The organism is Pseudomonas sp. YeP6b (assembly GCF_025642995.1).
Taxonomy (GTDB): Bacteria; Pseudomonadota; Gammaproteobacteria; order Pseudomonadales; family Pseudomonadaceae; genus Aquipseudomonas.
In genome coordinates, this window is record NZ_CP080090.1 from 1,248,944 (window position 1) to 1,264,638 (window position 15,695).

The following is a 15,695-nucleotide window of genomic DNA, read 5'->3' on the forward strand; positions in this document are numbered from 1 at the left end:
GGGACTCCTAAGGGCAAACTAAAATTAGCAATGGGTGCAAATGAACGTCCTCCGTATCCCCACTTTGGTTCGCCTACTTCCCAAGGCATGTCGCCGAAAGCAAAAAGGCCATGGGAATAAACGCTGCCCTTGGCCTTGCTGTCTCGTCGTCAGTACTTGAGCCGGATGGATCGTTTCCAGCATGGACGTTCGGCGCGAACTTTAGGACGTGAGGGGCTATAGATCAACTAAAAATGTCGCGTTTTTGCACGCGTTCGTCGCGCGACCTCGTGCAGCTACTTATGTAACCGACAGGTGTGACGGATTGATGTTCCCCGGATGGGGTAAATCAGGAGGATTTGCGGTGCCTTCATCGCAGGCAAGCCAGCTGCCACATTTGAATTGCATTCATCTGTTGGAATGCATTTCCCTGTGGGAGCCGGGCTTGCCCGCGATAGCGGTCTATCAGGCCAACGCTGTCTCGGCGGGCGAAACAATGCTGGTCTTACCGCCACGCGACTTACCAGAACTCAGGTACTCAGCAATCGACTCCTGAGTCACTTCACCCAGGAACACCCGCTCCGCATCCATCACCGGCAACCACGAACGGTTGAACTCGTACATGCGCGACAACAGGATGCGCAAATGCTCGTCATACGCCGCCGTGGCGTTGAATTCGCGCAGGTACTGGCCGCAGGTACCGGTCTGGCGGTGCAGGTCGCGACGTCGTACATAACCCAGCGCTTTGTTCTCGGCGCAGGTGACCACCACGTAGCGACGGTCGGTTTCGTCCATCAGCTCCAGCGCCTCGGCCACCGGGGTTTCCGGGCTCACCGACGGCGCGTTGTCCGCCGCGTCTTCGGCTTTCACCAGCAGCAGGCGCTTGAGGGTGCTGTCCTGACCGACGAAGCTGCTCACGAACTCATCAGCCGGATGCGCCAGCAAGGTGTCCGGGTGGTCGATCTGCAGCAGCTTGCCGGCACGGAAGATCGCAATCTTGTCACCCAGCTTGATCGCTTCGTCGATGTCGTGGCTGACCATGATCACGGTCTTGTTCAGCGCGCGCTGCATCTCGAAGAACTCGTTCTGGATCATCTCGCGGTTGATCGGGTCGACCGCGCCGAACGGTTCGTCCATCAATAGCAGTGGCGCATCGGCCGCCAGCGCGCGGATCACACCGATACGCTGTTGCTGGCCGCCCGACAGTTCACGCGGGTAGCGATGCAGGTACTGCTTGGGCTCCAACTTGATCATGCTCATCAACTCGCGGGCGCGGTCGTGGCATTTCTGCTTGTCCCAGCCGAGCAGCTTTGGCACGACCACGATGTTTTCCTCGATGGTCATGTTCGGGAACAGGCCGATCTGCTGGATCACATAACCGATGTTGCGGCGCAGGGTCACTTCGTCGAGGTCGGTGGTGTCTTCGCCGTTGATCAGGATCTTGCCCGAGGTGGGCTTGATCAGGCGGTTGATCATTTTCAGCGTGGTGCTCTTGCCGCAACCCGACGGGCCGAGGAATACGCAAATTTCGCCTTCGTTGACGGTCAGGCTTACGTCGTTCACGGCAGAGACTGTTTTGCCGTTGCTTTGAAAAGTCTTGGTCAGGTTTTGAAGTTCGATCATTTGAGCAGTCCTTTTGGAGTCAGCGAGCGTTGCAGCCATTGCAGAAGCAGGTCGGCGAAGATGGCCAGAAGACTGACCAGTACGGCGCCAACGATCAGCATCGACATGTCGCTGCGGCTGATGGAAGCCAGAATAAGTACACCCAGGCCACCGGCGCCGATGGTGGCGGCGATGGTCATCACACCAATGTTCATCACCACGGCGGTGCGCACACCGGCGAGGATCACCGGCACGGCGATGGGCAGTTCGACCATGCGCAGGCGCTGGCCGAAGGTCATGCCGATACCCCGCGCGGCTTCGCGAATACCCGGATCAACCCCGGTCAACGCCAAGTAGGTGTTACGCATGATCGGCAGCAGGGAATAGAGGAATACCGCAGTAATCGCCGGCATCGGGCCCAGGCCCTGGCCGAACTTGGAGTAGAACGGCAGCAGCAGGCCGAACAGGGCGATGGACGGCACCGTCAGCAGTACCGTGGCGCTGGCTTGCAGCGGGCCGGCCAGGGTCGGGAAGCGCGTCATCAGCACGCCGAGCGGTACGCCGACGACGATTGCCAGGATGACGGCAATGCCGACCAACGTGATGTGCTGCCAGGTCAGATGCAGGACAAGTGCCCAATCAAGATGGGAAAAGGCGTTCAGGAATTCCATGTCTTCTCCTCTTATTGATTGATCGGATGTTGGCGCAGGAAATCTGCAGCGACAGCGGACGGGCTTTCGTGGTCGACGTCGACCCGTGCGTTCAGTTGGCGCATGGTTGCGTCGTCGAACAGCGCGGCAAGAGGTTTGAGGTCAGCTTCCAGCTGCGGGTGGGCGTCCAGATAAACCTGGCGCACTACCGGTGCGGCGGTGTAGTCCGGGAAGTAGTGCTTGTCGTCATCCAGCAGCTTCAACTTGAAGGCATCCAGGCGACCGTCGGTGGTGTAGACCAGACCGGCAAACACCTGGCCATTACGCAGCGCGGTGTAGACCAAGCCGGCGTCCATCTGCCGGGTGTTTTTGCGCGTGAGGTTCATGTCATACAGCTTGACCATGCCGGCCATGCCGTCGGAACGGTTGGCGAACTCGGTGTCCAGGGCCACCAGGCGCGTGCCTGTGTTTTTTTCCGCCAGGGCTTGGGTCAGGTCGCTGATACTGTTGATCTGCGGGAATTCCTTGGCCACGTTTTCTGGCAGCGCCAATGCGTAGGTGTTGCTGAATTTCGACGGCGACAGCCAGACCAGGCCTTTCTTTGCGTCGAGTTCTTTCACCCGTGCGTAGGACTGCTCGTTGTCGAGCTTCTCGTCTACATGGTTGTAATTCACCAGCGACACCCCGGTGTATTCCCAGAGCATATCCAGTTGCCCGCTTTCCTGGGCACTGCGTGCCAGGTTACTGCCCAGGCCGCCGGTCACACGGGTGTCGTAACCCTTGGTGCGCAGGTACTGGGCGGTGATTTCGGCAAGCAGGGTCTGTTCGGTGAACACCCGGGCGCCGATGCGGATGACCGGTTTTTCGGCGGCTTGCGCAATGCCTGCAAACAGCAGGACGCAGCTTAATATCAACGTCAGTTTTTTCATGTGATTTCCTTTGCCAAGCCTTAAGACGGACGCAACCCGCGTTCCAGCCAGAGGCGGCTGGCCATGGTCACCAGACCGTCGAGCAGCAATGCCAGCAACGCGGTGCACGCGGCGCCGAGCAGCAATTGCGGCTGATTGTTCAAGGCGATGCCGGGGAAAATCAGACTGCCCAGGCTGTTGGCGCCGATCAGGAACGCCAGCGGTGCGGTGCCGACGTTGATCGCCAGGGCCACGCGCACACCGCCGATGATGATCGGCACGGCGTTGGGCAACTCCACGCGAAACAGCACCTGGCGCGGCGTCATGCCGATGCCGGTGGCGGCTTCTTTCAGCGAGCCTTGAACGTTTTTGAGGCCTTCGTAGGTGTTGCGCACAATGGGCAGCAACGAGGCGAGGAACAACGCGAAGATGGCCGGGCCACTGCCGATGCCGAGGACGCCGAGGGCGATGGCCAGTACGGCCAGGGGAGGGACGGTGTTGCCGATGTTGAAGATCTGCATGAAGCGTTCTGCGCGCCCGACCATGTTCGGTCGGCTGAGCAGGATACCGGCGGGGATCCCTACAACGAGGGCTGCCAGCATGGAGACAAAAACGAGGATCAGGTGTGCTTGCAGGTAAAACAACAAATCGTCGCGGTACAGTTCGATCGTGTTGATGCCGATCCAGTGGACCAGCAGGGCCAGGAGAGCGACGACAACCGCTCCACCTATCAGCCCTTTGCCATAGCGAATAGCCACAGGCGGACTCCTTTTTTCTTTTGTCGGCGAACACATTTCTTCGTGGCATGCCATTGCTGGCTGCCTCTGAATGTGGTCGCGAAAAGCAGCTCGCCAATGCCGGTAAGACGGCATGAGGTCAAGCCATGAGCGCAGCCTCGTCAGGCTAACTTGCTGATTTATCAGCCCCTGTTCCGAGTGCGATAGCAGGGGAGTGGACGTCTCTACCTTTTAAAAGGTTCCACACTTGGCTGCATTTAGCCACCCTCAATGGGCTGAACGGTGGTCCGGCTCCCTGGGTTTGCGCTATACTCGCCGCCCTTTTTTGACTCACCTGCCAGGCGATTTCCCATGACCCACCAGGCCGCCGAAGTCGCGAAACGCCGCACTTTCGCCATTATTTCCCACCCCGATGCCGGTAAAACCACCATCACCGAGAAGCTCCTGCTGATGGGCAAGGCAATCGCGGTGGCCGGCACGGTGAAATCCCGCAAATCCGACCGCCATGCCACCTCCGACTGGATGGAAATGGAAAAACAACGGGGTATTTCCATTACCACGTCGGTCATGCAGTTTCCGTATCGCGACCACATGGTCAACCTGCTCGACACCCCGGGCCACGAAGACTTCTCCGAAGACACCTACCGCACCCTGACTGCAGTGGACTCGGCCTTGATGGTCCTCGACGGCGGTAAGGGCGTTGAGCCACGTACCATCGCGCTGATGGACGTTTGCCGCCTGCGCGACACGCCCATCGTCAGCTTTATCAACAAACTCGACCGCGATATCCGCGACCCGATCGAGTTGCTCGATGAGATCGAAGCGGTCCTGAAGATCAAGGCCGCGCCGATCACTTGGCCGATTGGTTGCTACCGCGACTTCAAGGGTGTCTACCACCTGGCCGACGACTACATCATTGTCTACACCGCCGGCCACGGTCACGAGCGCACCGACGTCAAGATCATCGAGAAACTCGACTCCGACGAAGCCCGCGACCACCTGGGTGACGAGTACGACCGCTTCGTCGACCAGCTGGAACTGGTGCAGGGCGCCTGCCACGAGTTCAACCAGCAAGAGTTCCTCGACGGCCAACTGACGCCGGTGTTTTTCGGTACCGCACTGGGCAACTTCGGTGTCGACCACGTGCTGGATGCCGTCGTGAACTGGGCCCCCAAGCCTCTGGCCCGGGTTGCCAACGAGCGCACCGTGGAACCGGTCGAAGAGAAATTCACCGGCTTCGTGTTCAAGATCCAGGCGAACATGGACCCCAAGCACCGCGACCGTATCGCCTTCATGCGTATCTGCTCGGGCAAATACGAAAAAGGTATGAAGATGCGCCACGTGCGCACCGGCAAGGACGTGCGCATCGGCGACGCCCTGACGTTCTTCTCCTCCGAGCGCGAGCAACTGGAAGAGGCGTTTGCCGGCGACATCATCGGCTTGCACAACCACGGCACCATCCAGATCGGCGACACCTTCACCGAAGGCGAAGCGCTGGGCTTCACTGGTATCCCGCACTTCGCCCCGGAACTGTTCCGCCGCGTACGCCTGCGTGACCCGCTCAAATCCAAGCAACTGCGCCAAGGCTTGCAGCAGTTGGCGGAAGAGGGCGCCACCCAGGTGTTCTTCCCCGAGCGCAGCAACGACATCATCCTCGGCGCCGTCGGTGTTCTGCAGTTCGATGTGGTCGCCAGCCGTTTGAAAGAGGAATACAAGGTCGAATGCTCTTACGAGCCGATCACCGTGTACTCCGCGCGCTGGATCGATTGCAGTGATAAGAAGAAGTTGGAAGAGTTCTCCAACAAGGCTGTGGAAAACCTTGCGATCGACGGCGGTGGTCACCTGACCTACTTGGCGCCGACGCGGGTGAACCTGGCGTTGATGGAAGAGCGCTGGCCGGATGTGAAATTCCGCGCGACCCGCGAGCATCACTAAAAACCGATGCGGGCCATACGCTACGTATGGCCCGTCTTGGAGTGTTTCGTATCAGCGACAGCTACGCAAACGACTCAGGCTGGCATTCAACTGACTATCGTTTAGTTGGAAAGTAACTGTCGGTCTTTGCCTCATTGATAAAACGGTCGTATTCGGGGCGTGAGATAAAGCCGTTAGCATCTTTGTCTGCAGCCTTAAAGGCAACGTCATCAAATTCTGACTTGTTCGAGTAACCCAATTCGGTTGCTGTTTTAACGTAGCGGTCATCCATATATAAGTTCCATTCCTGTCTTGAAAGTTGTCCATCTTTATTTCGATCGGAATAGTCCCAGTTGTCATTGTAAATCGTGTTGTAGAGGCCTCCGCAAGCGGTGGTATTCACAAAGACGGCGATGAGTGCACAGGCGACAAGGATAGGCTTCACTTTGTTTTTCTCGATAGGAGTTCGTGGAGCTAAGACTTTAGTAATGGGTGTTCGCTAGATGCAATAAACTCGTTGAATAGTTAAAACTTTCAGAATCGTCCTACGGGTGGGATGGAAATGGTTGTGTGCGTAACCTCTACAGCAGGCCGGGTGGCGCATGGCCTCAATTGCGAAAACCCTGATGCGCGACTAGGTTGATAAAGGGGCCTGAAACAGTTCACCCATCGACTGAAAAGGAGGCCGTCGTGCCGAGAATTCAACGTGCTACCCAACTGGTGCTGCTGGCAACCTTGGGCGTAGCCAACGCCTGGGCGCACACCCCAGTGCCGGTCTCTGGCCTGCTATTCGCGGATGCGGGAACGCCCCAGTGGAAAGACACGGGCCCAGTCACCAAGAAAAAGCAGAACGAGGTCAATTCCGGCAGTTGGCAACCACAAGCCCAACCTGCTCCCAAGGAGGACGCAGAAAACCCCTACAACGAAGGTGAAGACAGCGAAACCTACGATGACGGCGACACCTGAAGCCTGGCGCAAACCGGGCATTGGGACTAGCTTCTTACTGGGCGACGGTAAACAGCTGTCGTGCAGGATTCATCTACTGACTGGACGGAAATCGACCATGAGTATTTTTCAACGAGTTGTGCTGTTGCTAAAGGTGTTGGTGCTGTTGTCGTTGGGGATGTCGACGGCCTGGGCGCATAACCCGGCGCAGGGCAGCCAGGCGGGCTTTTCGGCGGTGCAGACGACGCAGGGGAAAGGGTTGCAGTTGGCCAAGTCTGAATCCGAAGCGGGTGACGAAGATCAGGGTGGCTCCAAGGACGATGACGACCAGCAAGTCCCGCCAGACGACGATGACACGCAAGGTGACAGCGATACCTGAGTCGCCGTAGAAAAAAGCCCTTCCCGCCAGGGTTATGCGCCACCTGATCGGAAGGGCTTTCGACAACCAAACTCACCCCACGCGTGAATCAACCGATTTCTTTGAAATGGTCGTTGCTCAGGATGTGTTCAATTGAAAGCCCTGGCTCTGGGATATAGTCGGCGCCCTTTGCGGCAGTAAACTTAATATCCTTACTGCCCTTTGTAATACTCCGCTCACCTGCAGTTTGGGTCGAGGTGGTGTAAACGGTACTGCGCATTTTCATATAGCCGCCCAGATCATTTTTGATCGTTGCGAGCCGTTCTTCTATCTGCTCGGGCGTGAGGTTGAGTTTCTTTTCCAAGCGAACGCCCCAGCGCGTCAGGCATGTTTCCGCAAAGTGGCGAACAAGCTGGCCGGGTTCTGCATAAACCTTTGCACCTTCGTTCCCATTGGCGGCAGCATTACCCACTAAAGTCGCATGGCGGCCGGGCATGGGGTAAATATGAACCTGGGTAGTTTTATCACATTCTGGAACAACACAGGCGAACCCCAGGGAGCGCTCATCTCTGGCGTAAAACGCCACATACTCTTTGACGTTGCTACCGAGTCTTACCCTGCTGTCCTGGAAGTTCAGCAGCCCGGGAACAGGGTCCACAGCAAAAATGTTGACAGGCACATTTTTTAAGGCGCTGTCATTCAGCATGGCATTGGCCAGCATATGGCAGCTGATCCCGCCGCGGCTCCAACCGACCAGATTCACTTGGGTCGGAATAATGCCGTCTTTTCGAAAGGTCTTGATGATTTGTTGTTGCAGCTGTTGCTGCGTCACTTTGCGCGTACCGTAATCGTACGTGCGCCAATACCAACTGCCTGTGACGTTGACTTCTTCAATGGGGACGCCGGCGTTCTGCAGTTGGTTTTAGTTTTCCTCGGTCAGTTTTAAGCGCTGCCACAAAACCGTTCCCTTCATGATGTTGACAGCGTGTGCCACATTTTCTTCCCAACCGGAACCCAGGGCTGTTCCCTTTAGCTGAAGGTAGTTACCTGACGCAGTGAACATCTCGTCTGCTTGCAAGTTTCCGCTGCCGGGGCCGTCAATGACGATCCATTCGGCAAACTCCTTACTGAGGCTTTGGGTATTTTGCGCCAAGGTAGAAATGAGTTCGCCATTCCAATAATTGGCGTTGCTATCATCAAATTTAGTTGAGCCGGTGCCGCAGAAAAAAACCGTAAAAGTTGTCATGAGTACATACCCTTCCGTTGGATAAAGGTCGTGCGCTCATGAAAGGTTAAACAGGTCGTGCTGGCTACTGTGAGAACTCACAGGTGATTAGATTGCTTTCGAATACTTAATGGGGTTTGTTAACAGAAAGCACTCGGTGATAAGCCGAAAAAAAGCCCCTCCCAACAGGCTGATGCGCAACCTGATGGGAAGGGCTTATAGAACACACTTAATGCCCTGGGTTGACCCCCAAGGCATCTTTTATCGGTCAGGCCACAAACTGCTCCGCATAGTGGCAAGCCACCTGACGGTTATCCAAGGCACGCAACTGCGGCTCCTCGCTGCTGCACCGCGTGGTCGCATACGGGCAGCGCTTGTGGAACGCGCAGCCAGGTGGCGGGTTCAGCGGGTTGGGCAGTTCGCCGACGATTTTGATCTTCGGCTTGTTCGGGTCCGGGTGGATGGTCGGGGTGGCCGACAGCAGCGCCTGGGTGTACGGGTGCAGAGGGCGGGCGTAGATGTCGTCCTTGGGGCCGACTTCCACCGGGCGGCCGAGGTACATCACCATCACGTCGTCGGCGACGTGTTGCACCACCGCCAGGTTGTGGGAGATGAACACGTAGGCGGTGTTGAATTCCTGCTGCAGGTCCATGAACAGGTTGAGCACCTGGGCCTGGATCGACACGTCCAGCGCCGAGGTCGGTTCATCCGCCACCAGCACTTTGGGTTGCAGCATCATGGCGCGGGCCAATGCGATGCGCTGACGCTGGCCACCGGAGAACATGTGCGGGTAGCGCTGATAGTGCTCAGGGCGCAGGCCCACTTGCTTCATCATCGCCTGGACTTTCTCGCGGCGTTCAGCGGCGGACAGATTAGTGTTGATCAGCAGCGGCTCGCCGAGTTGATCACCGACTTTCTGGCGCGGGTTCAACGACGCGTACGGGCTCTGGAACACCATCTGCACGTCTTTGCGTAATTGCTTGCGCTGGGCCTTGTTGGCGCCGGCGACTTCCTGGCCGGCGATTTTCAGCGAGCCTGACGACGGTTCTTCAATCAGCGTCAGGGCGCGGGCCAGGGTGGATTTGCCGCAACCGGATTCGCCAACGACCGCCAGGGTCTTGCCGGCTTCCAGCTCAAACGACACACCATTAAGCGCGCGTACCAGCGCGTGGCCCTTGAACAGGCCACGGGACACTTCGTAGTGACGGGTCAGGTCGCGGGCGGTAAGAACGACGGCCATTACGCCACCTCCTGGTTCAAGGGGTAGAAGCAGCGCGCAAGGCTGTTGCTTTTCGGGTCAAGGCCAGGCCGCTGGGCACGGCAGGATTCCTGCACATACGGGCAGCGCGGCGACAACAGGCAACCCTGCGGCCGGTCATAACGACCGGGAACAATCCCCGGCAGCGTGGCCAGGCGCGTGGCGCCCAGGCTGTGCTCCGGGATTGCCTTGAGCAGCGCTTCGCTGTACGGGTGCGCCGGGATGTCGAACAACTGCGGCACCTGGCCGACTTCCACGGCTTGGCCAGCGTACATCACGCACACACGCTGGGCGGTTTCGGCCACCACGGCGAGGTCGTGGGTGATCAGCACCAGGCCCATGTTCTGCTCTTTCTGCAGGGCCAGCAGCAGCTCCATGATCTGCGCCTGGATGGTCACGTCCAAGGCCGTGGTCGGTTCGTCGGCGATCAGCAGTTTCGGCTCGCCGGCAATCGCCATGGCGATGGCCACACGTTGGCTCATACCGCCGGACAGTTGGTGCGGGTAGGCATCCATACGGCTGGCGGCGCCTGGGATTTCAACTTTTTCGAGCAGCTCGATAGCGCGTTTACGTGCTTGTCTGCCGGACATTTTCAGGTGCAGGCGCAGCACTTCTTCAATCTGGAAACCCACGGTGTAGCTGGGGTTCAGAGCGGTCATCGGGTCCTGGAACACCATCGCCAGGTCTTTGCCGACGATCTGGCGGCGCTGACGGTTACTCAGCTTGAGCATGTCCTTGCCGTCGAAGTTCAGCGCGTCGGCGGTGACGATCCCGGGGTGCTCGATCAGGCCCATCAGCGCCATCATGGTCACGGATTTACCCGAGCCCGACTCGCCAACGATCGCCAGTACTTCGCCTTTGTCGACGCAAATGTCGAGGCCATCGACCACCGGCACGGCGGTCTTGTCGCCGAAGCGCACATTGAGATTCTTGATTTCTAACAGTGACATGGGAATCTCCTCAGGCGGCGTTCTTGAGTTTCGGGTCCAGCGCATCGCGCAGGCCGTCACCCATCAAGTTGATTGCCAGCACGCTGAGCAAAATGGTCAGACCCGGCAGGCTCACGACCCACCAGGCGCGTTCGATGTAGTCACGGGCCGAAGCCAGCATGGTGCCCCACTCAGGGGTTGGCGGTTGTACGCCAAGGCCAAGGAAGCCCAGGGCCGCGGCATCGAGAATCGCCGAAGAGAAGCTCAAAGTGGCCTGTACGATCAGCGGCGCCATGCAGTTAGGCAGCACGGTGATGAACATCAGGCGTGGCAGGCCGGCGCCGGCGAGGCGGGCGGCCGTCACGTAGTCGCGGTTCAGTTCGCCCATCACTGCAGCACGGGTCAGACGCACATAGGATGGCAACGACACGATGGCGATAGCGATCACGGTGTTGATCAGGCCAGGGCCGAGGATCGCGACAATGGCGACAGCCAGCAGCAGCGACGGCAGGGCCAGCATGATGTCCATCAAGCGCATGATGGTTGGGCCAAGCAGGCGCGGGAAGAAGCCAGCGAACAGGCCTAGCAGGATGCCTGGAATCAGCGACATCACCACCGACGACAAGCCGATCAGCAAGGACAGGCGCGAACCCTGGATCAGGCGCGAAAGCAGGTCACGGCCCAGCTCGTCGGTACCGAGCAGGAACTGGATTTGCCCGCCTTCCAGCCACGACGGCGGGGTCAGCAGGAAATCGCGGTATTGCTCGCTGGGGTTATGCGGCGCAACCCACGGGGCGAAGATCGCGCAAAACACGATGAGGGTCATGAATAGCAGGCCGGCAACCGCACCTTTGTTCTTGGAGAAGGCTTGCCAGAATTCTTTGTAAGGGGACGGGTACAGCAGGCTTTGATCGACTGCTACCGCTTGTGTAGATGGGGTCATGGTCATGATCTCAGCGCTGGTGACGGATGCGTGGGTTAGCGAAGCCGTAGAGGATATCCACCACGAAGTTCACCAGGATCACCAGGCAGGCGATCAGCAGGATGCCGTTTTGCACCACCGGGTAGTCTCGCGCGCCAATGGCTTCGATCAGCCATTTGCCGATGCCGGGCCACGAGAAAATGGTTTCGGTCAGGACCGCACCGGCCAGCAGGGTGCCGACTTGCAGGCCGACCACGGTGAGTACTGGGATCAGCGCGTTACGCAGGCCGTGTACGAACACCACGCGCGCCGGCGACAGGCCTTTGGCCTTGGCAGTGCGGATGTAGTCTTCGCGCAGTACTTCGAGCATCGATGAACGGGTCATCCGGGCGATCACCGCCAGCGGGATGGTGCCGAGCACGATGGCCGGCAGGATCAGGTGGTGCAAGGCATCCCAGAAAGCGTCCGGCTCGTCAGCCAGCAAGGTGTCGATCAGCATAAAGCCGGTGCGTGGCTCGATGTCATAGAGCAGGTCGATACGCCCGGAAACCGGGGTCCAGCCCAGGCTTACCGAGAAGAACATGATCAGGATCAGGCCCCACCAGAAGATCGGCATCGAATATCCCGCGAGGGAGATGCCCATCACCCCATGGTCGAACAGGGATCCTCGTTTCAAGGCCGCGATCACCCCGGCCAACAGGCCCAGGATACCGGCGAACAACAGGGCGGCCATGGACAGTTCCAGGGTCGCGGGGAAGAGGGCGGTGAATTCGGTCCACACGCTGGTGCGGGTGCGCAGGGATTCACCGAGGTCGCCCTGGGCGAGCTTGCCTACGTAGTCAAAATATTGCGCGTACAGCGGCTTGTTAAGGCCGAGGCGTTCCATTGCCTGTGCGTGCATCTCTGGGTCGACTCGTCGTTCGCCCATCATGACTTCGACAGGGTCGCCGGGGATCATGCGAATCAACGCAAACGTCAGCAACGTGATGCCGAAAAACGTGGGGATCAATAACCCCAATCGGCGGGCAATAAAGCTAAACATCTTGTTGTGTACCTCAATCAGCCGGTTAGGCAGGTTCGGCACCGTCAATGTCGACGGTGCCGAGCGTCTCTTATTACTTCACCTGGGTGGTGGCGAAGTTATTTGTAGTCAGAGGGCTTTGGGTAAAGCCTTCGACGTTTTTGCGCATGGCGGTGAACATTTTCGGGTAAGCCATGGGAATCCAGGGTTGATCCTTCTCGAAAACGTCCATGGCTTGTTCGTAGAGTGCAGCCCGTTTCGAGGGTTCCTCGATGGCGCGTGCCTTATCGATCAAGTCTTGAAACTCTTTGTTACACCAGCGGGCGTAGTTTTCGCCGTTTTTGGCTGCATCGCAACTCAGGTTTGGCGTGAGGAAGTTATCCGGGTCACCGTTATCCCCTGCCCAGCCAGCCGACACCATGTCGTGCTCGCCGTTTTTTGCGCGCTTGAGCATTTCGCCCCATTCCATGACTCTGATATTGACCTTCAGGCCAATCTGCGCCAGATCCGCCTGCATGCGCTGGGCGCCGAGCATTGGGTTAGGGTTGGTCGGGCCACCGCCGTTACGGGTGAACAGGGTGAACTCGGTGCCTTCCGGTACGCCGGCTTCCTTGAGCAGGGCGCGGGCTTTGTCCAGGTCGCGCGGTGGGTTCTTCAGCTTGTCGCTGAAACCCAGCAGCGTCGGTGGATACGGGCCAGTGGCGTCGATGGCGTTGCCTTTGCCATACAGGGATTCGTTGTAGCCTTTCTTGTCGAACGCGATGTTGATCGCGTGACGCACCCGCGCGTCGCTCATGTACTTGTGGGTGGTGTTCATGGCGGTGTAGCTGGTGGTCATGGCCGCCAGTTCCGCGACTTTCAGGTTTGGATCAGCCTTGGCGCTCGGCACGTCATCGGGCTTGGGATACAGCGCGATCTGGCATTCGTTGGCCTTGAGCTTTTGCAGGCGCACGTTGCTGTCGGTAGTGATGGCCAGGATCAACGGGTCAGCTGGCGGCTTGCCACGGAAGTAATCCGGGTTGGCCTTGAAGCGCACTTGGGCGTCCTTGGCGTAGCGGGTGAAGATGAACGGGCCGGTGCCGATCGGCTTGGCGTTCAGGTCATCGGTCTTGCCGGACTTGAGCAACTGGTCGGCGTATTCGGCGGAGTGGATCGAGGAAAACGCCATGGCCAGGTCGGCCAGGAACGGTGCTTCAGGACGGGTCAGGGTGAAGACAACGGTGTGGTCGTCGGTCTTCGTTACGCTCTTGAGCAGTTCCTTGAAACCCATGCTTTCAAAGTACGGGTAGCCCACAGCGGACTTGTTATGCCAAGGGTGGTTCGGGTCCAGCTGGCGCTGGAAGCTCCAAAGCACGTCGTCGGCATTCATGTTGCGCGTGGGTTTGAAGTAGTCGGTGGTGTGGAACTTGATGTCGTCACGCAGGTGAAAGGTGTAGGTCAGGCCATCGACGCTGATTTCCGGCAGGGCCTTGGCCAGTGCAGGAATCACTTCGGTGGTGCCGGGCTTGAAGTCCACCAGGCGGTTGAACATGGTTTCGGCAGCGGCGTCAGCGGTGACGGCCGTGGTGTACAGGACCGGGTCGAAACCCTCCGGGCTGGCTTCGGTGCAGACCACCAGCGGTTTGGCCGAAACGCCGATCGCGACGCTCAACAGCGCAGCGGCAATGGCAGCTTGTAGCGGGAGCATTTTCATTCAGAGGCCTCTGCAATCGATTGAACCAGACAAGCGTAGACGGCGGGTTCGTCATGAACCCGCCGTCTACCTGGCGCTAATTAAAGGATGTTGAACGGGATGGTAGTGACCAGGCGGAACTCACGGATGTTGCCGTCAGCCTGTTGGGCGCTGGCACGGTGAGTGACGTAGGTGCCACGGATGGTGGTGGCTTTCAGAGGGCCGCTCTGGATAGCGTAGGAAGTACCTACGCCGTATTCCTGGTGCTTCTCGCCGTCTTGGGACTGAATACCGTTGTAAGCGAAGCCTTTCACGCCGCCGTCGCCGGTGTAGTGAGTACCATCAATGCCCCAGCCGCGAGCCGAGTAGATGTTGAACTTCAGGCCTGGCACGCCGTATTCAGCCATGTTGAGGCCGTAGGCAACCTGGAAGGACTTCTCGTTCGGACCGTTAAAGTCAGAGGTCAGGGAGTTGGCCAGGTAGATGCCGTTGGTTTCGTGCAGGTAGTCGAAGTACTCGTTACCGTTAACGGCCTGGTAGGAGAAGGTCAGGCTGTGGGCTTGGTGAGTCAGGCCCAGAGACAACGAGTAAGTGTCGTTGTCGATTTTGCCCATCTTCTTGCTGCCGGTGTCGGTGGTTTTGTAGTAGTTCAAGCCGGTGGTCAGTGCCAGAGTCTGGGCATCACCCAGTTCGTGGGTAGCGCCGAAGTAGTACTGGTTCCAGAAGTCTTCGACGTTAGCGGCAAAAACGCTGGTTTTCAGGCTTTTGAACGGCTGGTAGTTGAAGCCCAGGGTTTTGACCTTGTCGGTTTCCTGGCCATTGCCGTACTCGGAGCGGAATTTCGACAGGCTCTGTTCGGTACGTGGCGAAACGCGGTCAAAGATACCGCCCTGGAATGACAGGTTGCTGAGTTCCTGGCTGTCGAACGACACACCTTCAAAGCTTGAAGGCAGTGCACGGTTACCGATGGTGTCGACAATGCCGCTGCTGAAGTTCTGGCGACCGGCGGTCAAGGTGGTGTTCGAGACACGGAACTTCACGTTGGCCAGGCCCAGTTTGCTCCACTGGCCGACGGCATCGCCGTCGGAGTCAGCCAGCGTACGGTTGGAACCGCCCTTGATGTCACGCTTGCTGCGGTCCAGGGCCACAACGTTGTAAGCCGCCACTTCGGTCGCCACGCCCACGGTGCCTTGGGTGAAGCCCGAGGAGTAGTTAAGGATGGTGCCTTGCAGCCAGTTCGTACGGTTCGCGTCGGTTTCTGTCACGCCGTGCTTCTTGTAAGAGAAGCGCTGGCCACGGAATTTACGCTCGCTGGAGAACCAGTTACGGGTAGTACCGCCCAGACTTTGACCGTCGACAAAGCCTTTGGCCTCGCTTTGGGCGCTGGTGCCGGCCAATGTGGTAGGAACGAAGTCCTGGCTTTGAGGTTCAGCGAAGGCGGTTGCCGTGATGCTGCTGATGGCCAAGGCCAGAAGCGCTTTGCTGCTCAGTTTCATGGGTGAAGCTCCTTTGGTTCTCTTTTTAATGCCGGTCTTTTTAGGTGAACCGGCTATTGGGTGTGTAACTCGTTCAAGC

14 protein-coding genes and 1 pseudogene are annotated in these 15,695 nt (G+C 58.5%); 3 read left to right on the plus strand and 12 right to left on the minus strand.

The features are described 5' to 3' along the window. Positions 1 to 444: 444 nt before the first annotated feature. Genes KZH41_RS05575 through KZH41_RS05590 form a run of 4 tightly spaced genes read right to left on the minus strand, consistent with a single transcriptional unit; the run spans position 445 to position 3,897 of the window. On the minus strand, positions 445 to 1,602 hold the full coding sequence (locus KZH41_RS05575) for a betaine/proline/choline family ABC transporter ATP-binding protein (protein WP_242154446.1): 1,158 nt from the start codon (positions 1,600 to 1,602) through the stop codon (positions 445 to 447). After that, the gene (locus KZH41_RS05580; RefSeq protein WP_094948974.1) at positions 1,599 to 2,252 is read right to left on the minus strand and encodes an ABC transporter permease; all 654 of its coding nucleotides are present in this window, start codon (positions 2,250 to 2,252) and stop codon (positions 1,599 to 1,601) included. Before KZH41_RS05580 ends, KZH41_RS05575 begins: the two co-directional genes overlap by 4 nt. Before the next feature lie 11 nt (positions 2,253 to 2,263). After that, positions 2,264 to 3,160: a glycine betaine ABC transporter substrate-binding protein gene (locus KZH41_RS05585; protein WP_094948975.1), complete on the minus strand. Its 897-nt coding sequence runs from the start codon at positions 3,158 to 3,160 to the stop codon at positions 2,264 to 2,266. Positions 3,161 to 3,180: 20 nt separating this feature from the next. Continuing rightward, on the minus strand, positions 3,181 to 3,897 hold the full coding sequence (locus KZH41_RS05590; RefSeq protein WP_094948976.1) for an ABC transporter permease: 717 nt from the start codon (positions 3,895 to 3,897) through the stop codon (positions 3,181 to 3,183). A gap of 330 nt (positions 3,898 to 4,227) precedes the next feature. Between KZH41_RS05590 and KZH41_RS05595 the strand changes: the two genes are divergently transcribed. Next, positions 4,228 to 5,811, plus strand: coding sequence for a peptide chain release factor 3 (locus tag KZH41_RS05595; protein ID WP_094948977.1), 1,584 nt, complete (start codon positions 4,228 to 4,230; stop codon positions 5,809 to 5,811). A gap of 94 nt (positions 5,812 to 5,905) precedes the next feature. Here KZH41_RS05595 and KZH41_RS05600 read toward each other — a convergent pair whose 3' ends face one another. Beyond that, complete coding sequence (locus tag KZH41_RS05600; protein WP_242154448.1) at positions 5,906 to 6,235, minus strand: hypothetical protein; 330 nt, start codon at positions 6,233 to 6,235, stop codon at positions 5,906 to 5,908. A gap of 245 nt (positions 6,236 to 6,480) precedes the next feature. Between KZH41_RS05600 and KZH41_RS05605 the strand changes: the two genes are divergently transcribed. Both KZH41_RS05605 and KZH41_RS05610 read left to right on the plus strand, forming a co-directional pair. Then, a complete protein-coding gene (locus KZH41_RS05605) occupies positions 6,481 to 6,756 on the plus strand; it encodes a hypothetical protein (protein ID WP_094953911.1) in 276 nt (91 codons plus the stop codon). Between the two features lie 97 nt (positions 6,757 to 6,853). Then, on the plus strand, positions 6,854 to 7,114 hold the full coding sequence (locus KZH41_RS05610; RefSeq protein WP_094953912.1) for a hypothetical protein: 261 nt from the start codon (positions 6,854 to 6,856) through the stop codon (positions 7,112 to 7,114). Positions 7,115 to 7,202: 88 nt separating this feature from the next. On the opposite strand, the pseudogene KZH41_RS05615 reads toward KZH41_RS05610, so the two are convergent. The 7 genes and pseudogenes from KZH41_RS05615 to KZH41_RS05645 form a co-directional block, all read right to left on the minus strand. Then, positions 7,203 to 8,339 (minus strand): annotated as a pseudogene (locus tag KZH41_RS05615) (hypothetical protein). A 247-nt stretch (positions 8,340 to 8,586) separates the two neighbouring features. Next, on the minus strand, positions 8,587 to 9,558 hold the full coding sequence (locus tag KZH41_RS05620) for a peptide ABC transporter ATP-binding protein (RefSeq protein ID WP_094950385.1): 972 nt from the start codon (positions 9,556 to 9,558) through the stop codon (positions 8,587 to 8,589). Beyond that, a complete protein-coding gene (locus tag KZH41_RS05625; protein WP_094950386.1) occupies positions 9,558 to 10,526 on the minus strand; it encodes an ABC transporter ATP-binding protein in 969 nt (322 codons plus the stop codon). Before KZH41_RS05625 ends, KZH41_RS05620 begins: the two co-directional genes overlap by 1 nt. A gap of 10 nt (positions 10,527 to 10,536) precedes the next feature. Beyond that, positions 10,537 to 11,448, minus strand: coding sequence for an ABC transporter permease subunit (locus KZH41_RS05630; RefSeq protein ID WP_094950444.1), 912 nt, complete (start codon positions 11,446 to 11,448; stop codon positions 10,537 to 10,539). A 10-nt stretch (positions 11,449 to 11,458) separates the two neighbouring features. After that, a complete protein-coding gene (locus tag KZH41_RS05635) occupies positions 11,459 to 12,469 on the minus strand; it encodes an ABC transporter permease subunit (protein WP_094950443.1) in 1,011 nt (336 codons plus the stop codon). A gap of 73 nt (positions 12,470 to 12,542) precedes the next feature. Next, positions 12,543 to 14,141, minus strand: coding sequence for an ABC transporter substrate-binding protein (locus KZH41_RS05640; RefSeq protein ID WP_263274504.1), 1,599 nt, complete (start codon positions 14,139 to 14,141; stop codon positions 12,543 to 12,545). Between the two features lie 80 nt (positions 14,142 to 14,221). Next, positions 14,222 to 15,616, minus strand: coding sequence for an OprD family outer membrane porin (locus KZH41_RS05645; RefSeq protein WP_094950388.1), 1,395 nt, complete (start codon positions 15,614 to 15,616; stop codon positions 14,222 to 14,224). Positions 15,617 to 15,695: the final 79 nt, after the last annotated feature.

Excerpts from the sequence above, each read along its gene's own strand:
- KZH41_RS05580 (WP_094948974.1), bottom strand. The coding sequence starts at position 2,252 with ATGGAATTCCTGAACGCCTTTTCCCATCTTGATTGGGCACTTGTCCTG.
- KZH41_RS05645 (WP_094950388.1), bottom strand. The coding sequence starts at position 15,616 with ATGAAACTGAGCAGCAAAGCGCTTCTGGCCTTGGCCATCAGCAGCATC.
- KZH41_RS05585 (WP_094948975.1), bottom strand. The coding sequence starts at position 3,160 with ATGAAAAAACTGACGTTGATATTAAGCTGCGTCCTGCTGTTTGCAGGC.
- KZH41_RS05630 (WP_094950444.1), bottom strand. The coding sequence starts at position 11,448 with ATGACCCCATCTACACAAGCGGTAGCAGTCGATCAAAGCCTGCTGTAC.
- KZH41_RS05640 (WP_263274504.1), bottom strand. The coding sequence starts at position 14,141 with ATGAAAATGCTCCCGCTACAAGCTGCCATTGCCGCTGCGCTGTTGAGC.
- KZH41_RS05635 (WP_094950443.1), bottom strand. The coding sequence starts at position 12,469 with ATGTTTAGCTTTATTGCCCGCCGATTGGGGTTATTGATCCCCACGTTT.
- KZH41_RS05625 (WP_094950386.1), bottom strand. The coding sequence starts at position 10,526 with ATGTCACTGTTAGAAATCAAGAATCTCAATGTGCGCTTCGGCGACAAG.
- KZH41_RS05595 (WP_094948977.1), top strand. The coding sequence starts at position 4,228 with ATGACCCACCAGGCCGCCGAAGTCGCGAAACGCCGCACTTTCGCCATT.
- KZH41_RS05620 (WP_094950385.1), bottom strand. The coding sequence starts at position 9,558 with ATGGCCGTCGTTCTTACCGCCCGCGACCTGACCCGTCACTACGAAGTG.
- KZH41_RS05575 (WP_242154446.1), bottom strand. The coding sequence starts at position 1,602 with ATGATCGAACTTCAAAACCTGACCAAGACTTTTCAAAGCAACGGCAAA.
- KZH41_RS05610 (WP_094953912.1), top strand. The coding sequence starts at position 6,854 with ATGAGTATTTTTCAACGAGTTGTGCTGTTGCTAAAGGTGTTGGTGCTG.